22 protein-coding genes and 1 pseudogene are annotated in these 16,939 nt (G+C 71.7%); 13 read left to right on the top strand and 10 right to left on the bottom strand.

Annotated features, from left to right (window positions below; translation table 11 throughout):
* Positions 1-47 precede the first annotated feature (47 nt).
* A complete protein-coding gene (locus B0I33_RS22680) occupies positions 48-287 on the bottom strand; it encodes a hypothetical protein (protein WP_106180891.1) in 240 nt (79 codons plus the stop codon).
* Between the two features lie 536 nt (positions 288-823).
* On the opposite strand from B0I33_RS22680, the gene B0I33_RS22675 reads away from it, so the two are divergent.
* From B0I33_RS22675 to B0I33_RS22660, 4 genes and pseudogenes are all read left to right on the top strand, one after another.
* Positions 824-1,219, top strand: a complete 396-nt coding sequence (locus tag B0I33_RS22675) for a helix-turn-helix domain-containing protein (protein WP_219927243.1) — start codon at positions 824-826, stop codon at positions 1,217-1,219.
* 33 nt (positions 1,220-1,252) lie between these two features.
* Complete coding sequence (locus B0I33_RS22670) at positions 1,253-1,930, top strand: DNA alkylation repair protein (protein ID WP_106180890.1); 678 nt, start codon at positions 1,253-1,255, stop codon at positions 1,928-1,930.
* 159 nt (positions 1,931-2,089) lie between these two features.
* Positions 2,090-2,715, top strand: a pseudogene (locus tag B0I33_RS22665) (class I SAM-dependent methyltransferase).
* Positions 2,716-2,756: 41 nt separating this feature from the next.
* Positions 2,757-3,254 carry a DinB family protein gene (locus B0I33_RS22660; RefSeq protein WP_106180889.1) on the top strand — a complete coding sequence of 166 codons (498 nt, stop codon included), beginning with the start codon at positions 2,757-2,759 and terminating at the stop codon, positions 3,252-3,254.
* 39 nt (positions 3,255-3,293) lie between these two features.
* On the opposite strand, the gene B0I33_RS22655 is transcribed toward B0I33_RS22660, so the two are convergent.
* The 3 genes from B0I33_RS22655 to B0I33_RS22645 are packed head-to-tail and all read right to left on the bottom strand — an operon-like array spanning position 3,294 to position 5,141.
* Positions 3,294-3,773, bottom strand: coding sequence for a MarR family winged helix-turn-helix transcriptional regulator (locus B0I33_RS22655; RefSeq protein ID WP_106180888.1), 480 nt, complete (start codon positions 3,771-3,773; stop codon positions 3,294-3,296).
* Positions 3,770-4,150: a hypothetical protein gene (locus tag B0I33_RS22650; RefSeq protein WP_106180887.1), complete on the bottom strand. Its 381-nt coding sequence runs from the start codon at positions 4,148-4,150 to the stop codon at positions 3,770-3,772. The genes B0I33_RS22655 and B0I33_RS22650 overlap by 4 nt, the downstream gene beginning before the upstream one ends.
* A 31-nt stretch (positions 4,151-4,181) precedes the next feature.
* Positions 4,182-5,141, bottom strand: a complete 960-nt coding sequence (locus tag B0I33_RS22645; protein WP_106180886.1) for a helix-turn-helix transcriptional regulator — start codon at positions 5,139-5,141, stop codon at positions 4,182-4,184.
* 61 nt (positions 5,142-5,202) lie between these two features.
* Between B0I33_RS22645 and B0I33_RS22640 the strand changes: the two genes are divergently transcribed.
* The 4 genes from B0I33_RS22640 to B0I33_RS22625 all read left to right on the top strand — a co-directional run bounded on the left by B0I33_RS22640 (position 5,203) and on the right by B0I33_RS22625 (position 8,911).
* Entirely contained in the window at positions 5,203-5,799 is a 597-nt protein-coding gene (locus B0I33_RS22640) for a DinB family protein (protein WP_106180885.1), read from the top strand.
* 1 nt (position 5,800) lies between these two features.
* The gene (locus B0I33_RS22635) at positions 5,801-6,238 is read left to right on the top strand and encodes a VOC family protein (RefSeq protein ID WP_106180884.1); all 438 of its coding nucleotides are present in this window, start codon (positions 5,801-5,803) and stop codon (positions 6,236-6,238) included.
* A 574-nt stretch (positions 6,239-6,812) separates the two neighbouring features.
* A complete protein-coding gene (locus B0I33_RS22630) occupies positions 6,813-7,850 on the top strand; it encodes a family 2 encapsulin nanocompartment cargo protein polyprenyl transferase (protein ID WP_106180883.1) in 1,038 nt (345 codons plus the stop codon).
* Positions 7,851-7,882: 32 nt separating this feature from the next.
* Positions 7,883-8,911: a terpene synthase family protein gene (locus tag B0I33_RS22625; RefSeq protein ID WP_106180882.1), complete on the top strand. Its 1,029-nt coding sequence runs from the start codon at positions 7,883-7,885 to the stop codon at positions 8,909-8,911.
* 5 nt (positions 8,912-8,916) lie between these two features.
* Here the strand turns inward: B0I33_RS22625 and B0I33_RS22620 are convergent, their stop codons facing one another.
* Positions 8,917-9,204 (bottom strand): hypothetical protein, encoded by a 288-nt coding sequence (locus B0I33_RS22620; protein WP_106180881.1) that lies wholly within the window; start codon positions 9,202-9,204, stop codon positions 8,917-8,919.
* A 173-nt stretch (positions 9,205-9,377) separates the two neighbouring features.
* Positions 9,378-10,307: an intradiol ring-cleavage dioxygenase gene (locus B0I33_RS22615; protein WP_106180880.1), complete on the bottom strand. Its 930-nt coding sequence runs from the start codon at positions 10,305-10,307 to the stop codon at positions 9,378-9,380.
* 122 nt (positions 10,308-10,429) lie between these two features.
* Here B0I33_RS22615 and B0I33_RS22610 point away from each other — a divergent pair, with 122 nt between their 5' ends.
* From B0I33_RS22610 to B0I33_RS22600, 3 genes are read left to right on the top strand one after another with little or no spacing between them, the layout of a single operon-like run.
* Positions 10,430-10,783: a hypothetical protein gene (locus B0I33_RS22610; protein ID WP_106180879.1), complete on the top strand. Its 354-nt coding sequence runs from the start codon at positions 10,430-10,432 to the stop codon at positions 10,781-10,783.
* Positions 10,780-11,670, top strand: a complete 891-nt coding sequence (locus tag B0I33_RS22605; protein ID WP_106180878.1) for a WXG100 family type VII secretion target — start codon at positions 10,780-10,782, stop codon at positions 11,668-11,670. The genes B0I33_RS22610 and B0I33_RS22605 overlap by 4 nt, the downstream gene beginning before the upstream one ends.
* Positions 11,667-12,080 (top strand): hypothetical protein, encoded by a 414-nt coding sequence (locus tag B0I33_RS22600; RefSeq protein WP_106180877.1) that lies wholly within the window; start codon positions 11,667-11,669, stop codon positions 12,078-12,080. The genes B0I33_RS22605 and B0I33_RS22600 overlap by 4 nt, the downstream gene beginning before the upstream one ends.
* A gap of 62 nt (positions 12,081-12,142) precedes the next feature.
* Here the strand turns inward: B0I33_RS22600 and B0I33_RS22595 are convergent, their stop codons facing one another.
* The 4 genes from B0I33_RS22595 to B0I33_RS22580 all read right to left on the bottom strand — a co-directional run bounded on the left by B0I33_RS22595 (position 12,143) and on the right by B0I33_RS22580 (position 15,113).
* Positions 12,143-12,709 carry a hypothetical protein gene (locus B0I33_RS22595; RefSeq protein ID WP_106180876.1) on the bottom strand — a complete coding sequence of 189 codons (567 nt, stop codon included), beginning with the start codon at positions 12,707-12,709 and terminating at the stop codon, positions 12,143-12,145.
* Between the two features lie 56 nt (positions 12,710-12,765).
* On the bottom strand, positions 12,766-13,062 hold the full coding sequence (locus tag B0I33_RS22590) for a hypothetical protein (protein WP_106180875.1): 297 nt from the start codon (positions 13,060-13,062) through the stop codon (positions 12,766-12,768).
* A gap of 231 nt (positions 13,063-13,293) precedes the next feature.
* Positions 13,294-14,613, bottom strand: coding sequence for an SGNH/GDSL hydrolase family protein (locus B0I33_RS22585; RefSeq protein ID WP_106180874.1), 1,320 nt, complete (start codon positions 14,611-14,613; stop codon positions 13,294-13,296).
* Between the two features lie 131 nt (positions 14,614-14,744).
* A complete protein-coding gene (locus tag B0I33_RS22580) occupies positions 14,745-15,113 on the bottom strand; it encodes a MerR family transcriptional regulator (protein ID WP_106180873.1) in 369 nt (122 codons plus the stop codon).
* A gap of 65 nt (positions 15,114-15,178) precedes the next feature.
* On the opposite strand from B0I33_RS22580, the gene B0I33_RS22575 reads away from it, so the two are divergent.
* Positions 15,179-16,054, top strand: coding sequence for a polysaccharide deacetylase family protein (locus B0I33_RS22575; RefSeq protein ID WP_106181138.1), 876 nt, complete (start codon positions 15,179-15,181; stop codon positions 16,052-16,054).
* 285 nt (positions 16,055-16,339) lie between these two features.
* On the top strand, positions 16,340-16,939 hold a 600-nt coding region (locus tag B0I33_RS22570), incomplete at its 3' end, for a DUF222 domain-containing protein (protein ID WP_181193419.1).

Genomic DNA, 16,939 nt, shown 5'->3' with positions numbered 1-16,939 from the left:
CGCCGCGCCCCGGCACGGTCGCCTCCCGCCCGGCCGGGCGGGAGGCGTCACAGCTCGAGGACGAAGCGCACCACCGTTCCCCGCAGGCGGCCGGTGACCAGCCAGCACCCGCGTGCGGGGAACTCGATCCCGCTCGGCCAGAACCGCAAGCCGCCCGTGTCCGTGGCGAAACCGCCGTGGGTGCCCTCGGCCTCACCGGGCCCGTCGAGGCGGCGCGCGCGCACCGACGGTGGACCGTAGGCGGAGGTGAACGCGCCGTTCCGCAGGGTCACCCAGGGATACTTCACCGGGAAACGGTCCCCCGTCGCCGAGGCGGATCCCCGACCTCCGGCAGAGCCGTCCACAAACCATGTTTCCCGAACCAGTCGTTGTCCGACTGGTGAAGCGCTGCCGGGAGATCGCCGGCATCCGTGGGTTCGGTCTCCGGACACGGGGCGCTTTCCTGGAGCGAAGGCCGATCCCGGTCGCGGGACGTGCCGTCCGGTGTGCACCCGGCCGCGGCGAGCACGGTGAACGCGGGGGCGAGAGACCGGCACGGCGCGGGCACGTTCCGCGCCCCGGACGTCCACGTGAACATGCCCTCGTCGCACCCCGGAATGGCACCTCGCCGACCCGCGCCCACCGTACCCGGCGGCGAGGACATCGACGAGCGGGCATCAGGACGGCCGAGTCCCGCGAGCCGCCCCCGAAGCTGAGCCTGCGGCGGAAGGTCATCAGCGAGCGGTACGCGGAGACGATCGAGTCGATGTACGCGTAGCCCGGCGCGCCCCGCGTCGAGGATGCGTTGTTGACACCGTGGCAGCTCGGTGAGGGGGTTGTCGGCATGAGCATGCGGGACCAGGCGCCACGGCGCAGGATGGAGCCGGACGCGCGGCGAGCCGAGATCCTCGGTGTCGCCCGGCGGCTGTTCGGCGCCCGCAGCTACTCCACCGTGTCCACATCGGATATCGCGGCCGAGGCCGGAGTGGCCAGGGCACTGCTCAACCACTACTTCGGCAGCAAGCGGCAGGTCCACCTCGACGTGGTGGAGCGGAACCGCGACATGTGGCTGTCCGCCATCGGGCTGGAAGCGTTCGGACACGATCCGAAGATCGACCAGATCATGCTCAAGGCCGCGTCCCGGGAGTGGCTGGTGCGCACCGTGCTGCACCTCGTGAACGCCGTGTTCCCCGCGGTCCGCAGCGACGAGAACTCGCCCCGATCGGGAGCGACCTCGTAGGCTCGTCCCACCCGTGCTGGAAGGTGACCGCGGATGACCGAGACGACCGAGACGACGGTGTCCGACGTGCTGGCCGAGCTGGCCGCGCGCGAGGACCCGAAGATCCGTGCGGTGAACGAGAAGCACGGTGACGATCACGGGGTGAACCTCGGCACGCTGCGCGCGCTCGCGAAGCGGCTGAAGACGCAGCAGGAACTCGCGCGCCGGTTGTGGGAGACGGGTGACACCGCGGCGAGACTGCTGGCGCTGCTGATCTGCCGGCCGAAGGCCTTCGAGCGGGACGAGCTGGACGCCATGGTGCGCGAGGCACGCACCCCCAAGGTGCACGACTGGCTCGTGAACTACGTGGTGAGGAAGAACCCGCACGCCGAACCGCTGCGCCAGGCCTGGTTCGCCGATCCGGATCCCGTGGTGGCGAGTGCCGGCTGGGCGCTGACCACCGAGCGGGTGGCCAAGAAGCCCGAGGGCCTCGACCTGGCTGGGCTGCTCGACGTGATCGAGGCGGAGATGGCCGGCGCTCCGGACCGCCTGCAGTGGGCGATGAACCACTGCCTGGCTCAGATCGGGATCGAGCACGCCGAGCACCGCGCCCGGGCGGTCGGCATCGGTGAGCGCCTGGAGGTGCTCAAGGATTACCCGACTCCCCCGAACTGTACGTCTCCGTTCGCCCCGGTCTGGATCGCCGAGATGGTGCGCCGGCGCGGCGAGTAGGCACGCCCTCCGCGCGGCACGGCTCGCAGCGGGCCCCGTTGAGCACGTCGAGCCCGACGTCCGCCCTTCGTCGCGACGATCTTGCCGGAACAGCAAGATTTCGTGCCAGCCCGGGACGAGTCCGGCGAGGCTTGGCGCATACCGGCGGAGGGAGTACTGATGAACACCACCGATGCGTTCGCGTTCTGGGACGGTGTCCACGCGGCCCGAACGGCAGCCGTGGACCCGCGGCCGAACGTCCGGCTCACCGAGACGGTGGCGGGCCTGCCCCCGGCGACGCGCTGGACCTCGGATGCGGCGCCGGTGGCGACGCGCTGTGGCTCGCCCGCCAGGGCTGGCACGTCACCGCCGTCGACATCTCGGCCGTGGCGGTCGAGCGGCTCGCCAGCCTCGCCCGGTCAACTGACGTGGGCGACCGCGTCGTCGCCCTGCGGCACGACCTGCACGAGTCGTTCCCGCGCGGCCGGTTCGATCTGATCTGTGCGCACTACCTGCACACTCCCGCGCACCTGGACAGGGCGACCGTGCTGCGCTCGGCCGCGCACGCCCTGCGCCAGGGCGGGCGGCTGCTGGTCGTCGACCACGGCTCGACCGCACCGTGGTCCTGGAACCAGGATCGCGACCTCCGGTACCCGGGCCCCCGGGAGGTCGCCGCGGACCTCGGCCTCGACGAGACGACGTGGACGGTCGAGCGCGCCGACTCACCTCGCCGGATCGCCGAAGGACCGGACGGGCGCACCGCCGAGGTCACCGACCATGTCCTGCTCCTGCACCGCACCGCATGACTGACGCCCATCACCGCTCCCGGCAGGGAAGGAAGAACACCATGTCCCGCACCAGGCACCGTGGCCACCGCGACACCCCGCCGCCCCGCACCGGGGACAGTGAGATCGCGGTCCTGCGCGGATTCCTCGACTACCTCCGGGGCTCGATCGCCGGAAAGGTCGACGGAGCGCCCGACCCGCAGGCGCGAACAGCCGCGGTGCCGTCGGGTACGAACCTGCTCGGCCTGCTCAACCACCTGACGTTCGTCGAGCGTGCGATGTTCCTCGGCGACCACGTCACCGACTGGCAGGCGACGTTCCACGCCGCACCGGCGGACGGCGTGGCCGATGTCGTCGCCCGCTACCGGGAAACGGTCCAACGCGCGAACGACGTTCTCGACGGATGCACCGATCCCGGCGCACCGGTTCCCCGGCCACGGCCGGGCCGCCCCGGTCCCAGCATCCGCTGGGCACTCACCCACATGATCGAGGAGACCGGCCGCCACGCGGGCCACGCGGACATCCTCCGCGAGCTGATCGACGGCGCGACCGGGCGCTGACTCCACGCCGTTCCCAGGACGGAAGGGCTCCGCTCCGCCTCAGCCATCCAGCTCGTGGGAGCGTTCGATCAGGCTGACCATCGCCCGCTGGAAGTCGCGGCGCTGCTGTTCGCTCCAGCCGTAGGTCAGCCGCTCGAACACCCGCTCCTGCCAGTCGTGTGCCTGGTCGAGCATCGTGCGGCCGGACGGTGTGATCGTCGCGTGGCGGCGCCGACCGTCCTCGGGGGACGCCCGCAGCTCCAGGTAACCTGCTTCCGCCGCGCTCTTCACCAGCCGTGACGCTCCACTCTGGTCGATCCCGATCTCGTCGGCGACCGCGTTGACGGTCGCCGCCGTCCCGCGCCGGTTCAGCGAGTGGACCGCCTCGGTGACGAGGACGAGCCTGCCCCGTTCCGTGCCGGGAACGCCCGTGTCCGGCGACCGGCGCGACCAGTGCCGGACGAACTCGAACAGCACCTGGCCGGGCCCGCGCACGCCGCTGGCCGACCGGGCGGTCCCGGTCCGCCGGTTGCCGGTCATTCGGTGGCCGCCAGCTCACGGCAGAGGTGGGCCAGCTCCAGCGCCGACGTCAGGTCGGGCAGCCGGAGCACGGCGGACACCTTCCGCCCGGTCACGCGGAACACCGTGGCCACGCAGGCCGGACCGGTGCTCCCTGGCCAGGTGGCGTCCTCCTCGACGACCATCAGCCGGTCACTGATCGGGTGCCACGCCCTCGGGACGAGCGTGATGCCGGACCGGTCCACCCAGCCGGCGAACTGCTCCGGGGAGATCGGACCCGCACCCTTCGGCCCCAGTACGACAACCGGATCACTGACCGCTTCCTTCGCCCGCGCCAGGTCACCCTCGTTCACCGTCGCATGCCACCGGTTGACCGCGTCCTCCAGCGCTGAACCCATGGCCCAAACATATGCGAAACGCATACGTTTGTCACCCGGTCCCCGCCATCGCCGTGAGGCGGCGGGCGAGCAGGGCGGCGGCCTCCCGCAGCTCCGGAGGCTCCAGGACCTCCGTGTCGAAGCCCAGCCGGGCCACGTGCATGGCAAGCCAGTCCACGTCCTCCCCGCCGACGACGAGCACGCACCACCCGTCGCGATCGTCCTCGACCCGCCCGATCTGGGGCGGCACCAGCTCCCGTACCCGCTCGGGCCGGGCATGCAGCCGCACCCGGGCGAGGTACCGGTACGGCGCCTCGCTGACGGACCGCTGCACGTAGGCGGCCGGGTCGGGATGTCTCCGCACGCGAAACCGCCACGTCGTCGCCCTCACCTCGGTCATCCGATCCAGCCGGAAAGTGCGCCAGTCGTCGCGGTCGACATCCCAGGCCATCAGGTACCAGCGGCGGCCGGTGGCGACCATCCGCACCGGTTCCACGGTCCGCTCCCGTTCCCGGCCGTCCCGGTCCGTGTAGACGAACCGCACGCGCACGGCGTCGCGGCAGGCCCGCGCGAGCGTCACCAGCAGCTCCGCGTCGATCTCGACGCCGGGTCCGACCAGGGTCTCGGTGGCGCTGTGCACCGCCCGCACCTCGGCCCGCAGCCGGGGCGGCATCACCTGGTCCAGCTTCGCGAGCGCCCGCAGCGCCGCCTCGCCCGCCCCGGCGACCGTTCCGCCCGAAGCCAGGCGCAGGGAGACCGCCGTCGCGATCGCCTCCTCGTCGTCGAGGAGCAGCGGCGGCAGCCGGGTGCCCGCGCCGAGCTGGTAACCACCGCCGACGCCCGCCGTCGCGTGCACGGGGTAGCCGACCGCACGCAGCCGCTCCACGTCACGGCGCACCGAACGGTCGGTCACCCCCAGTTCCGCGGCGAGTTCGCCGGCGGTCCAGGACGGCCGGCGTTGCAGCAGTGCCAGCAACCGCAGCACCCGCTCGATGGTCGCCTCGACGGTCACCCGCTCATCGTCGCACGAATCACGGAACGATCCTGTCCGGTATCCGCGAGAGGCTGTCTCCATGACTCACCTGACGACTCACCTGACCTGGAATCCCCTGCTCCGCGACCAGCTCGGCTGGCACTGGACCCACCAGCTGCGGGAGCGCCTCGTCGGGCTCACCGACGACGAGTACTTCTGGGAGCCCGTGCCCGGCTGCTGGAGCGTGCGCCCGCGTGGCACCAGCTCCGCTCCCCTCCAGGGCGGACCCGGCGCGATGACCATCGACTTCGCGATGCCGCCGCCCGATCCGCCCCCGTTCACGACGATCGCCTGGCGGCTCGGTCACGTGATCGTCGGCGTGCTCGCGATGCGTAACGCCGCGCACTTCGGCCGCGCGCCCACCGACTACCACGCGTTCGGTTACGCCGAGACCGCGGAGCAGGCGCTGGCCCAGCTCGACGCGGAGTACGCCATGTGGCGGGCCGGGGTCGAGTCCCTCGGTGAGGCCGGCCTCGCCCGGCCGTGCGGCGAGGCGGAAGGACCGTACGCGGAACGTCCGCTGGCGGAGCTGGTGCTGCACATCAACCGCGAGCTGATCCACCATCTGGCGGAGGTGTGCCTGCTCCGCGACCTCCACCTGCACACCCACCGGCCGAACCGACAGGAGGCGAGCTGACGTGGCCCGCGAAGTTCAGATCACGTTCGACTGCGCCGACCCGGCCGCGCTGGCGGCGTTCTGGGCGGACGCCCTCGGCTACCGGCTGCAGGACCCACCCGCGGGGTTCGAGTCGTGGGAGCAGGCTCTGGACGCGATGGGGGTGCCGCCCGAGCGCCGCAACGACGCCTCGGCGGTGGTCGACCCGGAGGGCTCCGGGCCCCGGCTGTTCTTCCAGCGGGTCCCGGAGGGCAAGCAGGCCAAGAACCGCGTGCACCTGGACGTGCGCGCCGCGCCCGGGCTCGACGGCGACGCGCGGATGGCGGCCCTGGAAACCGAGGCCGAGCGACTCGTCTCCCTCGGCGCCACCCGGCTCCAGCGCTACGAGCCCGCTCCCCCGCTCGTCGCCGGTTTCATCGTGCTCGCCGACCCGGAGGGCAACGAGTTCTGCCTCGACTGACCGGTCACGGGATACGGTGTGGCTCGCGGTGCGGCAGCGTCACCGCGGGCTTCGCCGGTGCCCGCCAGCCGCTCGGAGATCAGCTGGTCCGCTTCCGCGCCGATGCGCTGCACGGGCTCCCGGACCGTCGCCACCCCGGCCGTGTCGCGCGGCGGCCGTTGACGACTTCGACGAGCACGCTGCCTTCGGCCGCTCGGTGGCGAACCTCTCGTCAGCCACCGTGGCGATGACTGCCGGCACACGCCGGTGATCGGCGCGCCCGTGGGCGTCTCCTCGACGAACACGCGGCCGCCCGCCGAGCACGGTCCCGCGGATGTGGCGGGTCATGGCGGATCCGGGCTCGTCCGGTTCCGGTGCGTCCCGCGCACGGTAGGCCGCCGGATCGTGCAGGCACGTCGGCCCGAGCATCGGGGTGCGGTCGCCCGCGAGCCGGACGCCCCGGCGCGCGCTGGACAAGGCCGGAAGTTTGACGCATCAGGGCGCCCCGACGGTGTCTCGCGTCCGCGTTTCCCGGTCTACTCGTCGCTGTGCCCCGGGCACAGACGGCAAGGTCGGCGTACGGAAGCAGGGTGCCGTGACACGTGAGGTCGAGCAGGAAGCCGTTCGCGCCGGTGACGAACTGCTGCGGTGGAGCCGCGCCATCGTCGATCCGGTTCTGCGCAACGCGGTGGGCCGGTTTCCCCGTGCGCTGGAGGACGTCGCTCAGTACCACTTCGGCTGGTGCGACGAGGACGGTGCACCACGCGTCGCCCCGGGTGGCAAGGCGATCCGGCCTGCGTTCGCCCTGCTGGCAGCGGAGGCCGTCGGCGGCGACGCGGCCGCCGCCGCACCCGCCGCCGCGGCGGTGGAACTGGTGCACAACTTCTCCCTGCTGCACGACGACGTGATGGACGGTGACGCGACCCGCAGGCACCGGCCGACGGCGTGGACCGTGTTCGGCACCAACGCGGCGATCCTCACCGGCGACGCGCTGCTGATCGCCGCCTCCGACATGTTGTCCTCCAGCGGTCACCCGGGCGCCCTCGACGCGGTGCGGCTACTCGGTGCGGGGATGCTGGAGCTGCTCGAAGGGCAGTCCGCGGACCTGGCGTTCGAGCGCCGTGACGACGTCACCCCTGCCGAGTGCCTGGCCATGGTGGAAGGCAAGACCGCCGCGCTGCTCGGTGCCGCCTGCGCCCTCGGCGGACTGTTCGGCGGCGCGGACACGCACCACAGGACGGCGTTGCGTGAGTTCGGCAGGCTGGTCGGGATCGCGTTCCAGCACGTCGACGACATGCTGGGCATCTGGGGCGATCCCGCGGTCACCGGGAAACCGGTGCACGCGGATCTGCGGGCCGGCAAGAAGTCCCTCCCCGTGGTGGCCGCGTTGAACTCGGCCACCACGGCAGGCGACGAGCTCGCCGCGCTGTACCGGCGACGACCGCTCTCCGGCGACGAGCTGGTCCGGGCGGCGGACCTGGTGGAGGCCGCCGGTGGGCGGGAATGGAGCCGCACCCAGGCCGACGCGCTGCTGGAGCGTGCGGTGGAACGGCTGCACTCCGCCGCCCTCAACCCGCGGGCCCTCACCGAACTGGCCGTCCTGGCACGGCTGGCGACCCGCCGCGATCACTGACCGCCGCACCAGCCCTGGACAGGAGACCCACGGTGCCCGACATCTCGTTGCCCGCGTGCTTCCATCTCCCGGAGATCCCCGAACCCGTTCCCGCGCGAGCGCACCCCCAGGCGGCCGAGCTGGAGCAGCACACGGGCGAGTTGTTGACGACCCTGCTCCAGGACGACGGCACGGAGGTCCGCCTGACCGAGTTCCTCGGTCAGCGCACCGCGCTGTGGGCCGCCCTGGCCTACCCCGACGCGGCCTACGACGAACTGGTCGACATCTGTCTGTTCCACCACGTGATGTACCTCGTCGACGACCTGTTCACCACGGCGGCGCCGGTGCGGCCCGACGCGGCACGCGACCTGTTCCGCCGGGTGCTGGGTGTGCTGCGCGGCGACCCGCCGCCCCAGGATCTCCCGTTCTCCTCGGCACTTCTCCGGTCGAGCACGTCGTTCCGGGAGAAGATGCCCGCCGCGCTGCACCGTCGGTTCCTCGCCGCCGTCGAGGACATGTTCCACGGCCACGTCGCCGAGTACCACGCCGAGGAGGCCGACCTGTCGGACTATCTCCGGCGGCGCTGCGGTCCGCCGGGAAGCCTGGGTTCCGGCTCCGCCGGCGCCAAGCACTGTTACGCGCTGCTGGAGTACGGCCTCGGCCTGGACCTCGCCGACGAGCTGACCCGCGACCCCGCGCTGACAGCCCTGCACGATCTGGCCACCGAGCACGAGGTCCTCTTCAACGATCTCTTCTCGCTGCGCAAGGAACTGTCCGAATCCTCGTGCGTCAATTCGGTCCTTGTCGTCATGCGGCAGTCCGGCTGCGGACTCCAGGAGGCGGTGGACACCGTCGCGGACCGCGTGATCCGCCGAGGCCGGGAGTTCGTGGCGCTGCGAGCCCGGCTGGACGCCACCGCGGCCCCCGGCACCCGCACCTACCTCGCGTCCCTCGCCCGGCTCATGGCGGGCAACCAGCTCTGGTCCTACGTGGCTCCCCGCTACCACGGACCCCACCACGTCTGGACAGGAAACCGCTCGGGACCGGTGGTCCTCGACCGGCACAAGACGCTCATCGGGTGAGCGAGCTACCGCAGCTCGGACGAGACGACCGCGGGCAGCAGGCGGAGCCGGTCGAGCAGGAGGTCGACCTCGCTCTCGGTGGTCAGCACGGTGCAGACCATGCTGCTCTCGGTCACGCCGTCCCGGATGTCCACGGCCAGATCGTGCACCTTGCAGCCGCCCTGGTGCAGGGTCGAGGACACCGTGAGCAGCCCTTCCACACCGCCGGTGAAATAGGTGGCGACCCGGCGGCGCACCGGGAAGGTCGAACGGGCCGTGGGCATGCGATACGAGGCACTGACATCGAGGGACATGGCGGGTCTCCGGCTCGGGAATCGACAGGATCCGGGCCAGGTCCCGAGTGGAGTCCGCTGTCCGCGGTCGGCAGCGCTGCGCGCCGGCGACCTGGGTTCAGCCGACGCGCCTCACTACTATGTCTCGCTGGGACGTCAGGGGCGCCTGCACGGGCCAGAGCGTAGCAGACGCGTCAGCGGGACGGCGGCGTACCGCCGGGCCCACCGGGCTGACCGCCACCACCCGCTTCGGTCGACGTGTCCACTCCGACCCCGAGGGTCGCGGTGTAGCCGTTCCGGACGTCACCGGTGACGGTCGCCAGCTGTGAGGCGCCGCCGTCGTCGCCGAACACGGTGTCGCTCCGCAGGCTGAGCTGGGCGAGGTTCGTGACGGACCGCTCGTAGCCGCGCTCGGCGTAGACCGCGTCGCAGACGTTCTTCGGCAGGGCGACCTGCGAGGTGGCGATCACGTCGCCGGCGTCGGTGATGCTGTCCTGGCCGGGGTACACCTCGAAGTGGACGTGTGGCCAGCGACCGGCGTAGCAGGCGGGGAAGACGCTGGTGAAGCGCACGCGGCCGGCCGCGTCGGCGACCTGCACACCCCGCAGGTAGTTCTGGTCCTCCACTCCCGCGGAGTACAGGGAGTACCCGCCGGAGCGATCACAGTGCCAGACGTACACGGCCACGCCCTCGAACGGCACCCCGCCGTGGGCGAGGTCCGAGATCACCAGCTCCAGCGTCATCGGCACGCCTTCCGCGGTGCCGTCGGCCTCACCGAAGCTGGACCGGATGTCGCTGCGCACGATCCCGCTCCGTTCCAGCACGTCGGGCCCGTTCGAGCCGTCCCCGGGGTACGGTCCCGCGGTCTCCTCCGGGATCTCCGCCAGGGAGCCAGGCGACGTGGCGGTGGTCGCGGTGGGGGTCGTGGTGGTGGGGCTGGAGGAGCCGCCGGAGCCGGTGCCGCAGGCGGTCAGCGCCACACCCGCGGCGCCGAGGCCGAGAAAGCGCAACGCGCGACGGCGGCTCAGCAGGGTGGCCAGGTCGAAGCCCAGCCCCTGGTCGACGACGTCGTCCTGCGGGCGGGCCAGTGGCCGGCCCTCGTAGGTCGGTTCAGGCTTTCGCATGGATCCAGCTTGGAGCCTGTTCCTGAGTCCGGCCTGTGTGCCACCTGTGGGAACACTGGGCGGAACCCGCGGCTCGTGGAGCACGTCACACCTGGCGATTCCAGAGCAGCGGAGGTGGACACGTGGCTGGGGCGTTCAAAGTCGAGCCCGCGGAGCTCGACGGCTACGCGGAGCTGATGAAACGCAATGCGGGGCACTTTCTGACCATCAAGGAGCATGCGGTCACCAAGGGGGGCGACACCTCGGGGTTCACGGGGTTGCTGTCACTGCTGATCCCCGTGGTCGACGGGGTCGCAGGCCTCTACGGCCGGACCCTGGACTTCGCGAACCAGATGATGCTGAAGGACGCCGCGGGCCTGGAGCGGGCCGCGGACGCCTACATCAAGATGGACCAGGGCAACCGGGAGACGCTCGACCTGATCGAGCAGGGCCTCAACACGGTGCCCGGCGCTCCGGTACGGGGAGGTGCCGAGTGACCGCCTACGCCGATGTCGAGGACCCGGCGGCGGTGCTCGCCGCCGGAGCCGGGGACCGCCCCGGCAGGCAGAGCACCAAGGAGCTCATCGAGAAGGCGGGCTGGAAGATCCAGGGCGTCAACTGGATCTACGAGAAGGTCACCGGCGAGAACCTGGTCGAGGCGCTGATCAACCCGCTGCTCGGCGACTTCGAGAAGATCGACGCGAACGCCCACGCCTGGAACCAGGTTTCCAAGGCGCTGGACTCGGTACGGCACAACCTCGACGCGGGCGTCGACCAGCTCGGCAACCACTGGCAGGGCGACGCGGCGGACAGCTTCGCCCGGCGGATGGACACCATGTGGGCCGTCGCCGTCGAGGCCGACTCGCAGGTGGCCCGGATCATCGGCGACAAGTTCAAGAGCATGGCCAACACGTGCCGCACCGCGACGAGCGTGGCCCTCGCCCTGCTCGACAAGCTGGTCACCAAGCTCATGGAGGCCGCGATGACCGCCTGGATCCCCGTGGTGGGCTGGGGCAAGGCGGTGTGGATGGTCTACGACGCGGTCCAGATCGTCGACGCGATCCGCAAGATCATCATCTCGATCCAGACCCTCATCGAGGGCGTGCAGGGCATGGTCGACGGCATCATGGCCATGGGCACCGCGCTGATGAAGATCAAGGACATCCGCGACGTCAACGACGCGCTCGATGTCCTCGACTCCTACCAGGACGGCAAGGAGAAGTACTCCGACGGGGCCAAGGCGGCCAAGTCCGGGGCGCTCGGGACCGCGCTGGGCGGCTACGGTCTGCACAAGAGCGCGGGCGCCGCCGGTGGCCGCTACTCGGCGCCGTCCTCGCCGTCGCCCGCGCCGGGCACCGGCGGCAACACCGGAGGTGGACAGTGACCTTTCCCTACGACCGGGCCAGGCTGGACGAGCTCGTCGCCGAGGTCGACTCCCGGCTGGCCGGTGTCGACCAGGCGGCCGCCGAGGCGAGCCGGGTGGAGTCGCGCGCGCCCGGCCTTTCCGAGCAGGACCTGGCCGCGATCGAACGGCACGCGGAGAGCCCCCGCGCCCCGCGGGAGCTCAAGGAGCTCGTCGCGCGGGTCAAGGCCGGAGAGCTGTCCTGGGCCGACATCGCGTCCGGCCGCGCGCTCGACGACGAGGGCGTCCAGGCGGCGATGGCGGCGTCACTGCCCGAACTGGCCCGTGCCCACCAGGAGATCCGCGAAGGGCACGATCCCGAGGAGATCATCGGCGCCGATCGGCCGGACGACGACGAGGAAGGCGGCTCGATCCTGCGCCGGGGATGGTGAGGGCCGACTGCGGCTCGTGAGTGAAGAACGTGGTTAGAACCACGGAGAACACTCACGAGCGGTCACCCGGCTGGCCAGGACCACCCGGACGGCTTGGTCGTTCCCTTGTTGTGCACGATGTCGAACGCCACGGCCGCCGCGATCGCCAACTGCCGCGCGGGTGCGGCGAGCTCGCGATGCAGCCGGAGCAGGTCCCGGCGAACCCTGCGGCCGTCGCGCCTGGAAAGCGCCCCGGCCTGGAACGCGGCGAGCTCGCTCAGGGTGCCCAGTTCCCGGCCGTCCACATCGGAGACCGCGATGTCCCGGGGGCCGCGCGCGTGCAACGATCCCAGCGGCTTCCCGGCCCCGTCGGTGACGGCCACTCGCGTGGAACGTGCGGAGAACCCCTTCTCGATGCCGAGCGTGTCCCGGCCGTCCGGCAGGGTGACCCGCAGGTCGAACGGGGTGTGCCCGGAGAACCCGGTGGCGCGGACCAGCTTCAGCGCGCCGGGCCCTTCCCGCTCCCGCACCACGGCCAGCGGGGTGCCGTGCTCGTCGTACACGTCCACCCGGTACTCCGTGCGCCACAGCGCGTTCCGGAAACCGCCGGGGTGCTCGATGTGCAGGGTCGCCGCGCTGAACAGGTCCACGGGGGCAGCCTAGCGACCGCTCGGCTCCGGTACGGGCACGACCGGGCGCGGCGCCGTCAGTGTTCGTCGTAGTGGTCGCCGTGGACCGCGTGCCGGTGACCGTCGTGCAGGTAGTCCACGTGGTCGCCGTGCGGCACCGCGACGTGCCCGCAGCCGTCGCCGTGCGCGTGATCGTGCCCGTCGTGCGCGGAGTGGCCGGACGGCTCGCATTCGTCGTAGTGGCCGTCATGGCTGACGTGCAGGTGGCCGTCGTGCACGTAGTCGACGTGGTCGCCGTGCGGGATGGCGACGTGCCCGCAGCCGTCACCGTGGACGTGCGTGTGGCCGGTGTGCTGGACGTGTGCGGTGGTCATGCTCGGTTCCCTTCCACCCCCAGGCACCATCACCCTAGTTCCGGCGGCGGACCGGCGCAGGCGGGCGGACCCGATCGGGCGACGGCGGCGACCGTGCCTTCCGAGTGTCCACACCGGATCGGCCACACGTCCCGTCTCGTCCGGTCGGACACGGTGCCGCGCCGGGTGGGGAACTGCCCGGCACGGCACCGTCGTCGGTCTCCTGGTCCGGGACCGGACCAGGAGACCGGGTCAGCGGAACAGCCGGGCGGGCACCGCGTCGGCGAGCATCCGGTATCCCGTGGGGTTGAGGTGCAGATGGTCGCCCTCGTCGGCGGCGGGCAGCAGTCGTTCGGGGCGGGCCGGGTCGCGCACGGCGGCGTCGAAGTCGAGCACGGCGTCGAACCGGTGGCTCGTCCGGATCCAGCGGTTGACGGCCTGCCGGGCGAACTTCCGGTGACCGTCCGGGTCGTCGTAGGAGGCATTGCCCCCGAACGGCAGGAGTGTCGCGCCGTAGACCCGGATGCCCTGCGCGTGGGCGCGGTCGATGATCTGCTCGTAGGCGGCGATCAGGTCGTCGGCGATCTCCTTCTGTGCCGCCTCGGTGGGCTCGGCCGTGCCGATGTCGTTGACCCCCTCGAACACGATCAGCGACCGCGCGCCGCTGACGGCGAGCACGTCGCGGTCGAGCCGGGCGAGGACGTTCGGGCCGAGCCCGTCCCGCAGCACCCGGTTGCCCCCGGCGGCCTGGTTGAGGATCGCGGCGTCGCTCGTCCGGCGGTCGGCTTGCAGGCGGTCGAAGAGCTGGTCGGGCCAGCGGTCGTTGCCGTTGGTCGTGGAGCCCCGGCCGTCGGTCAGCGAGTCGCCCACGATCACGGTCCCGGTCACGTCGCGGCCCGTCCACACCTCGACGCCGCTGAGGAAGTACCAGTGGTTCGTGGGCGTGGCGCCGGGCAGGTCGGCGTCGGTGACGTGGTTGCCCGCCAGCAGGTGCGAGGTCGTCCTGGAGCCGGGGTGGGACGTGATGTCGGTGGAGGCCTGCCCGTCCGCCAGGTAGGTGGTGACCGAGAGGTTCGTGCCCGCCGCGACCGGGAACGGCAACGGGTCGGAGACCAGCTGCGCCCCGACGGGGATCTCCGCACCGGCCTTGCCGTTGAACGTCACCGGGCGCGCGGTTCCCGGCTGGATCGCGCCGGCCCCGGCCTCGCCGCCCGCCGGGAGGGCCACACTGACCGCCGTGATCGGCAGCGCGGCGCCGCCGAAGGCGTTGGAGAACCGCAGCCGCAGCTGCCGCGCGCCGACCGTGACCCGGACGGTCTGCCGCAGCGTCGTGTCCGCCAGGACGACGTCGTCCCCCGTGAACGGATCGGGCGGCATGTTGTGCGGCTCGGTCAGCTGCGGCATCGCGACCCAGGTGTGCACCCAGTGTCCGCGCTCCGGGGCGGCGGCGGTCTCCTGCCCTGCCGTGCCCGAGTCACGGACGGACAGCGCGGTCGCCTGCGCGCCCAGCACCGCCGCCGCGACGAGCGCACCCAGGGCGAGCAGCCCGGGAAATCGTCTTCCGGTCGACATCAACGACCCCCAAGAATTCGAAAGTTTTCGAAACCAGGTTGGTTTTCCGACCGTACTGCGGAATGGTTTTGCCGGTCAATTATCCGATTTCCCGGGCATTCAGCCGAAATTGTTTCGAACGATTTCCCGGGTCAGGACCCGGTGCGCCGCGAGGCCGCGTCGATCACCTCGTCGAGCACCTCGCGGGAGCTGGTGAGCTCGATGATCATGCGGTCGATCCGGTCGCGTTCGGCGACCAGGTCGTCGACCAGCTTCGGCGTGGCGATCTCGGAAGGACCGCCGTCGGTGTCGCGCAGGCAGGGCAGCAGCCGCGCGATGGTCTTGCTGCGCAAACCCGCCGCGAACAGTTCCTGGATACGGATCACCCGGTCGACAGCCGCCTCGGGGTATTCGCGGTGCCCACCGGCCGTGCGCTCGGCTGCGAGCAGCCCCTGCTGCTCGTAGTAGCGCAGCGACCGCTCACTGACGCCCGTGCGCAGGGCAAGCTCGCCGATCCGCATGGCATGCCTCCGGTCCCGTCGCGAGGTTGAACCTGACATCAATGTCAGATTCTATCGTGGACGGCATGACGAACACCGCGGAGAACCCGCTCTTCGACTACAGCCCCATCACCGAACGGCCCGCGCTGCACTGGCCCGGCGACGCCAGGGTGGCCGTCTACCTCGGTCTCAACATCGAGTACTTTCTCCCCGACCGCCCCTCCACGAGCATCTGGCCGGGGACGGCCGACCTCGTCCCCGACGCGCTCAACTTCGGCTGGCGCGACTACGGGGTGCGGGTGGGCATCTGGCGCACCATCGAGAGCCTGGACCGGCACGGCTTCCGCGCGAGCGCGCTGGTGAACTCGGCCGCCGCCGAACACTACCCGCAGATCGTCAAGGCCGGCCTCGACCGGAACTGGGCCTGGCTCGCGCACGGGCGGACCAACTCGGTCCTGCACACCGGCCTGACCCGGGACGAGGAACGCCGCGAACTCACCGACATCGTCGACACCATCGCCGCGGCCACCGGCAGGCCGCCGCGCGGCTGGATGGGACCGGGCCTGACGGAGACCTTCGACACCCCGGCCCTGCTCGCCGAACTCGGGCTTGACTACGTCCTGGACTGGACCAACGACGACCAACCCTACCGGCTCACCGTGCCCGGCATGCTCAGCGTCCCGTACACGGTGGAGCTCAACGACCTGCTGCTGTTCAGCAGGGGCATCACCGGGCCCGAGTTCGTCCGGATGGTGCGCGACCAGTACGAGCAGCTGCGGGCCGACTCCGCGCACGGCGGCCGCGTCATGGCACTGGCCCTGCATCCGTTCGTCATCGGCCAGGCCTTCCGGGCCAAGTACCTCGATCAGGCACTCGAGTACCTCGCCGCACAGCCGGATGCCTGGGTGACCACCAGTGACGACATCGCCGAGCACTACCTGCGCACCGTCCGGCAGCGGTGACGGCGAGCGGTGGGCCCGGCGGTCGCGGTGCGATACTGCCGCTCGCCGTGCTCGCGACCGGGGCCGGGGTCGGCGGCTGGGCGCGGCGAGTCAGCGCGGCCAGAGTGTCGGGTACGAGGCCTCCCGCGAGCGGGGCGGACACCTGGGCAGTTCCACGTGTCCGGTCCGTCCGTACGCGTGGCCGCGCCGCGGTGAGGTCGGTCGATTGGCACACCCTCCTGGTCGGTGACACTCGTCCGGATGACGAGTCGAACAGGTGTTCGAGTATCATGCTACACTGAACTGGTGATCGAGACCGTGCCGCCCGATGTCGCACCCACCTCGCTGGGGGATGCGGAGTTGCTGGCCGCGGTGCGGGAGGTGGAGGCGCGGCGGCGGGCGGACTACGCGCGGGAGCTGGCGTTGCTGGCGGAGGTGGAACAGCGGGGGCTGGAGGTCGCGGCGGGCTACGGGTCGCTGGCGGGGCTGGTCCGGGACCTGTTCGGGATCGGGTCCGGGCAGGCGCGGCGGATTGCCGCGCAGGCGCGGGTGCTGCATCCGTCGGTGACGCCGTCCGGTGCGGTGGTGGCCGCCGAGCTGCCGCGGGTCGCCGCGGCGCTGGCGGAGGGCGAGATCGGGCCCGAGCATGTGGAAGCGGTCCGTACCGCGGTGACCGAGCTGCCCCGGACGGCCACTGGCGAGGACCGTGCGGTGGCCGAGGAGATCCTGTGCGAGGCGGCGCGGTCGACCGAGCCCCGGCTGCTGACCAAACTGGGGCGGGAGATCCGGGACCGGCTCGACCCCGACGGCGCCGCGCCCCGCGAGGCAGACCTCGCCCAGCCCCGGCGGGCACTCCACCTGGCCGCCCGCCGGGACGGGGGTGTGCGCGGCAGCTTCGAACTCGAC

This window comes from Prauserella shujinwangii (assembly GCF_003001955.1).
GTDB classification, from domain to species: domain Bacteria; phylum Actinomycetota; class Actinomycetes; order Mycobacteriales; family Pseudonocardiaceae; genus Qaidamihabitans; species Qaidamihabitans shujinwangii.
This window is presented reverse-complemented; position numbering and strand designations above follow the sequence as displayed.